Source organism: Candidatus Liberimonas magnetica (assembly GCA_020523885.1).
Lineage (GTDB): Bacteria > Elusimicrobiota > Endomicrobiia > Endomicrobiales > JAFGIL01 > Liberimonas > Liberimonas magnetica.
The window spans coordinates 21,056-27,055 of the sequence record JAJAPY010000026.1 but is presented as its reverse complement, the minus strand read 5'-3'; the positions used below and the strand labels follow the sequence as shown (position 1 = coordinate 27,055).

At 38.7% G+C, this 6,000-nt stretch carries 5 protein-coding genes; 4 read left to right on the top strand and 1 reads right to left on the bottom strand.

The features are described from left to right. Window positions 1-76: 76 nt before the first annotated feature. Complete coding sequence (locus LHV68_13365; GenBank protein ID MCB4792852.1) at window positions 77-1,489, bottom strand: putative glycoside hydrolase; 1,413 nt, start codon at window positions 1,487-1,489, stop codon at window positions 77-79. A 306-nt stretch (window positions 1,490-1,795) separates the two neighbouring features. On the opposite strand from LHV68_13365, the gene LHV68_13360 reads away from it, so the two are divergent. The 4 genes from LHV68_13360 to LHV68_13345 all read left to right on the top strand — a co-directional run bounded on the left by LHV68_13360 (window position 1,796) and on the right by LHV68_13345 (window position 5,868). Next, window positions 1,796-2,902 carry a MiaB/RimO family radical SAM methylthiotransferase gene (locus tag LHV68_13360; GenBank protein MCB4792851.1) on the top strand — a complete coding sequence of 369 codons (1,107 nt, stop codon included), beginning with the start codon at window positions 1,796-1,798 and terminating at the stop codon, window positions 2,900-2,902. 120 nt (window positions 2,903-3,022) lie between these two features. Beyond that, entirely contained in the window at window positions 3,023-4,081 is a 1,059-nt protein-coding gene (gene thrC, locus LHV68_13355; GenBank protein MCB4792850.1) for a threonine synthase, read from the top strand. Window positions 4,082-4,135: 54 nt separating this feature from the next. Next, window positions 4,136-4,435 carry a DUF3467 domain-containing protein gene (locus tag LHV68_13350; GenBank protein MCB4792849.1) on the top strand — a complete coding sequence of 100 codons (300 nt, stop codon included), beginning with the start codon at window positions 4,136-4,138 and terminating at the stop codon, window positions 4,433-4,435. A 137-nt stretch (window positions 4,436-4,572) separates the two neighbouring features. Next, a complete protein-coding gene (locus LHV68_13345; GenBank protein MCB4792848.1) occupies window positions 4,573-5,868 on the top strand; it encodes a competence/damage-inducible protein A in 1,296 nt (431 codons plus the stop codon). Window positions 5,869-6,000 lie beyond the last annotated feature (132 nt).

Genomic DNA, 6,000 nt, shown 5'->3' with positions numbered 1-6,000 from the left:
CGTTAGCCGCCCTTAAAGCAGCCGGATAAACCCTAGTCCACCTACGCGGTGGAACGTGGTTTTAAAGAGTTGACGGCTATTTAAGTATAGGTTCCGCTGTTGGAGAAGTTTCGATAACTTCAAAGTTTTTTATTTGAAGGGTTGAATCAATAACTGAATAATTTGCGGCTGGTGTTGAATTGGTAATTATATAGCTTGCAGTCGGTGTTGAGTTGGTAAGAGTATAACTTGAAACCTTTACCTGGTTCGTTTCAGACGCTGCATATCTAAACTTAGGTTCCGTCCTTCCTGATTTTTCAAATTTATCGGAAAACTCTTTTCCTTTTAACGCTTCTATAGTATAACGGCAACTCGGATTCCATAAAAGCCATTCTCCGATATCATTATCATATACCGCTTGTATTTGTTCAACAACTTCCTTTGCTCCATAACGATGCTTTATAGAAAAATCTTGCAGATATGGTCGGAGTTTAGCATAAGAATTACCGAGCCTTCTTTTTGCCCCTCTTAAACTTAAATAAACCGTATCATAAGGCTCGATGTCCGGATCAGGAATCCCGTACTCCCCTTTATTGTAATGGGAAGGATAAACCATAGGGCTGACAAAATCGACATTTTCAGACATTTCAACGATTTTCTGTCCAATACCCATATCGTGTATATTTGTAGTCGTAAGCCCGAATACATCTATCGAGATATTTAATCCCAGGGGTTTTAACTGCTTGTAGGCAGATCTTAAAAAGCCGTCTAAGGCACTCACCGCAGCCGTTGAGGTGTGCTGTTTGCTATAAGAACAATTTTTTGTATTGCCATCGGACGGGAATCGAATATAATCAAACTGTACCTCATCAAATCCGAGTTCTTTGGCCCGTTTTGCGATATCAATGTTATAATTCCAGGCTTCCTTGTTGAAAGGATCCAGCCATGTTACACCGGCCCGGTCTTGCCAGAGGTCTCCTGTTATTTTGTTTTTTACGCCAAGTTCCGGCATTTTCCTGGGTAAGAGGTTGTCTTTGAACACTACAATTCTTGCAATTGTGTATATGCCTCTTTTATGTAATTCAGCCAGATAGTCCTCAATATTAGGGATAGCAAAAGTAAAGGTTGATTCCTTACTGAAAGATTTAACCCCGGGGATATATACTTCTCCCTGCATTTCTTTAATGTCAATGACCACGGTATTAAGTTCTGTTTCTTCAAGCAATTTAAAAATCTTTTCCCTGCCTTTAACGGAACCTGCAAGCCAGGCTGTTAAATGAATACCTCTTACATATTTTGGTTTTTTTGGCATTATAACGGGATTTTCTTTAATGCTTTCTGATGTGCTATTATTTATAGATGTTAAAGGTTCGTTAGTTATATTTACAGGTTTTGCCCTGGTAGATATATTTACTGATAGGTCTTGGGCAAAGGATACCGTGTTTATTAAAAATAAAAAGCCGATAAAGCTTAAATATATAAATATTATTATACAGGCATAATTTTTCATGGATATTATACTCCGGATCGTTTAATAGATAAGCATTGTATTCTAAATTAATGAAATTGTCAAATTATTTTCTTTTAAGAAAATTCATTATTGCCCTATTAAGCTTAAAGCAGGACAGAATGGCATGATAAATTGAGGTAAATTTAAGTACTGCTTTATGAATAAGGTGGTTTGACTTTTTGACGAGAAAAATATAATATATTATTGATTTATCCTGATATTTTTGTAATATAAATTACTAAAAACAGTCTAAATCATAAATTTCAAATGTAAATTTCTGCTCTGGTCAAAGGGTGCACACCTTCAATGAAAAAATTCTTTATGTTAACCAATAATTGCTTATCGAGCAATTTAGTAACAAAAAAGGTAGAATTGTTTTTTAAAGTTAATGGCTGGTCCCCTTCCAAAAAAGCTGAAAAAGCCGATATAATTTTGTTCAATACCTGTGCGTTCATTAAAGAGAACGAGGATAAGTGTTTCGATATAATCGCTCAATTTCAGAAAGTGAAAAAAAAAGACGCGATATTCGTGGTTTTTGGATGCTTGCTGAAAATAAATAGAACACGCCTTATCGACAATTTTGACGGAATTATTATTGACTCTGATTCACTTATATTACTGGACAAACTCATAGACGCTGATAAATCCATAGCTTCTGTTACCAGCAGGCAACTGACAACTGATTATGCGGGAAGGAAAACCTATAATATCAATGCAGCTTCCGGCTGTCTAAGCAGTTGCAGTTATTGCGGAATAAAAAAGGTTTTTCCAAAGCTTAAGAGCTTGCCGAAAAATGAAATAGTAAAAGAATTCGCTTATGCTCTTGAGCAAGGTCATAAGAAGCTTGGTTTGACTGGTGGAGACCTGTGGGCGTACGGCAAAGACCTAGAAACAAATCTGGTTGATTTATTAAACGAAATTATCAAGCTAAAAGGCGAGTACAAGATCGCTTTATGGCGCTTGAATCCAAAATGGATAAAAGAAATGGGCAGCGGACTCATGAAAATACTTGAATCAGGAAGGATAGATTATATTTCTCTGCCGGTCCAATCCGGGAGTGACAGAATTTTAAAAGCCATGAACAGGCAATATAAGATCGATGGTTACAAAGATTTTGTAAAAACTATCAGAAAAAAGTGTCCAAATATACTTATCAGCACTGATTTTATCGTAGGGTTCCCTGGAGAAACAAATAAAGATTTTAAAGAAAGCCTAAAGCTGGTTTTTGAAATGGGTTTCGATGCTATTTCGGTATGTGAATTCGGTAAAATAAAAAATACACCGGCCTGGTGTTTGAAAGATGATGTCCCGAAGCACATAAAGAGAAAAAGAAATATACAATTATTATGGGCTGCAAAAACCGGTAATAGGAATGTAAAACAATATTCTGAAAAACAAAATCACTCTTATTGATTTGAGCTTGAACAAAGCTTGAAATCAGGACTTTGCATTTTATCCTGATTTTCAGAAAGCAGTGGAGCGTCTCCTGCATATCGATTTTTAAGATAAATAAAATTTAGAAAAGAGGTTTATATGGAGCATAAAGGGATCATTCAGACTTATAAAGAGTTTCTGCCGGTTACGGAAAAAACTCCGGTAATTACGCTACTTGAGGGCAATACTCCTTTAATAAAAGCCGTTAATCTCGGGAAAAGGATCGGTTTCTATGGCGAAATTTACTTTAAATATGAAGGCATGAACCCTACAGGTTCTTTTAAAGACCGCGGAATGACCATGGCGGTGTCCAAAGCAGTCGAAAGCGGAAGTAAAGCCGTTATATGTGCATCTACAGGAAATACTTCTGCATCGGCCTCGGCGTATGCCGCAAGAGCAGGCATAAAATGCGTAGTATTGATACCTCACGGGAACATCGCTCTTGGAAAACTATCGCAGGCGCTTATTCACGGTGCCGATGTCCTTTCTATTGACGGTAATTTTGATGTTGCCTTAAATATAGTGCTTGAACTAAGCCGGGATTATCCTCTGACACTTGTAAATTCCCTAAACCCGTACAGGATAGAGGGGCAGAAAACCGCGGCTTTTGAAATATGCGATGTTTTAGGGAAAGCACCTGATTACCAGTTCATGCCCGTGGGGAATGCCGGCAATATAACCGCCTACTGGAGAGGTTATAAAGAGTATAATGACAAAAAAAAATCCGGGCTTCCTAAAATGATGGGGTTTCAGGCTTCAGGTTCTGCCCCGATAGTATTAGGCCACCCCGTAGAAAAACCCGAGACGATAGCAACCGCGATACGTATAGGCAACCCTGCTTCATGGAAAAGTGCGGTAGCTGCACGGGATGAGTCCCGCGGCGTTATTGATATGGTCACTGACGAAGAGATAATAGAAGCATATAAATTGCTGGCAAATACCGAAGGAGTTTTTGCTGAGCCGGCATCAGCAGCCTCTGTTGCGGGTTTAATAAAGTGCATGAAAAAGCATATTTTTAAAAATACCGAAGATTTAAAAGTCACATGTATTTTAACAGGCCACGGTCTGAAAGACCCGGATAGGGCGATAAAATGCGCTGCAGAGCCAAAAAAGGTCAAAGCCGATATAAAACAGATACTTAAAGCAATAGGTATGTAAAAGTTCAGAGTAATGAGTTCGTAGTAAAAACTAATAACTAAAAAAGGAGTTTATATGGAAGAAGTCAAAAAACCTGAAATAAAAATCGAGATTGATGAAAATACGGCTCAAGGTGTATATACGAACCTTGCGATGATAGGGCATTCCGAAGATGAGTTTATATTAGATTTCATATTTCTACAGCCTCAGAATCCTAAGGCAAAGGTCAGGTCAAGGATAGTTACTTCGCCCGGGCATGCAAAAAGGTTTTTGGCTGCGCTAAAAGATAATATAACCAAGTATGAAGCCCGTTTCGGCGAAATAAAGGTAAGCGTTCAGCAGGAAGCCGATAAAAACCCGGGTTTTTACCATTAAAAATGAAACAGTCATGAGGAACTTTGTTCCTCACCAATGAATATGTAAATGACCCATCCTTCGCAAAAAAAATAAATACGTTGAATTATCAATCACTATAATATAAATTTAACACAAATTAAGAGGTGCATTTACAGGTGAAAACAGAATTGATATCTATCGGCTCAGAGCTTCTAAGCGGAAAGATAAATACCAACGTGAGTTATCTGGGAGAGAAACTCGGCTCCATTGGACTGGGTCTTGCCTACGAAACTTCTGTAGGGGATAAAATAGAAGACATTTCAGCTGTATTTGAAAATGCGATAAAAAGAAGCCAGATAATTATTGCAACAGGCGGGCTTGGCCCTACTTTTGACGATCTGACCAGGGAAGCTGTTTCCAGGGTCTTAGACAGGCCCCTTACTTTAAAAAGAGAGCTATTAAGTTCCATAGCCAGGTATTTTCTGGAAAGAAAAATAGAAATGCCGAAAAACAATGAACGCCAGGCTTATATTATTGAAGGAGCGGAAGTTATCCCGAATTTGCTGGGGACAGCACCGGGGCAGATCCTGGCGTTTGAAAAAAACAAAAGCAAAAAGATAATAATACTGCTTCCCGGCCCTCCAAAAGAAATCCAGCCTATGTTTGAAAAAACGGTATTTCCGTTCCTTAAAAAATATGAAACCGGGTTTAGAAAAAAGTTTACATTGCACCTGTGCGGGCTGGCTGAATCAGAAGTTGATGAGAAGATAGCACCCATAATAGAAGCTGAAACAAAGCTTGAGGCAGGCCGGGACAGCGGGGTAGAGTTCTCGATACTTGCTCATCAGATGATCATAGATATAGGAGTTGTAGTTTCAGGAAAAAATGAAATGCTTGTAGAAGAGACGCTCACTAATCTGAAAAATGAATTTTATGATATTTTAGGCATAAATATTTTCGGAGAAGACAAAAAAAACCTTGAAAGCGTAGTGGGCGAACTCTTAAGCAAAAATAAAAAATCTCTTGCCCTAGCGGAATCCTGCACCGGAGGAGTAGTGTCGCACAGGATAACGAATATTGCAGGCAGTTCGCTTTATTTCAAAGAAGGGGTTGTTGCCTATTCCAACGATTCAAAAGTAAAGATACTGGGTGTTAATAAGGAAACAATAGAGAAATACGGCGCGGTATCGGCCCAGGTTGCAGTTGAAATGGCTGAAGGCATAAGAAGCATCTCTTTAGCGGATTACACGCTTTCCGTAACAGGCTTAGCGGGTCCGGGCGGCGGCACGCAGGAAAAACCTGTGGGTCTAGTTTATATAGGTTTATGCGGGCCCACTATCAAGGAAGCGTACAAATATCAGTTTAGCGGAAACAGGGTCGAAGTAAGACAGCGTACGGCAAATCAGGCTTTGGATCTGTTGAGAAGGCAACTGTTAAGCGATTCAGGCTTGAAGGTTAAAACGGGTTTATAGTCTAGGATTTGAAAATCATAGGCTTGATTACATGGATTTCTAAAAGATTACACAGATTACAGCAACCACTTATGAAATCTGTGTCCCTAAAGGGATTTCACTTAATAAAAATTAAGGAAGTCATAATCTGAG

Excerpts from the sequence above, each read along its gene's own strand:
- LHV68_13365 (MCB4792852.1), bottom strand. The coding sequence starts at position 1,489 with ATGAAAAATTATGCCTGTATAATAATATTTATATATTTAAGCTTTATC.
- LHV68_13360 (MCB4792851.1), top strand. The coding sequence starts at position 1,796 with ATGAAAAAATTCTTTATGTTAACCAATAATTGCTTATCGAGCAATTTA.
- thrC (MCB4792850.1), top strand. The coding sequence starts at position 3,023 with ATGGAGCATAAAGGGATCATTCAGACTTATAAAGAGTTTCTGCCGGTT.
- LHV68_13350 (MCB4792849.1), top strand. The coding sequence starts at position 4,136 with ATGGAAGAAGTCAAAAAACCTGAAATAAAAATCGAGATTGATGAAAAT.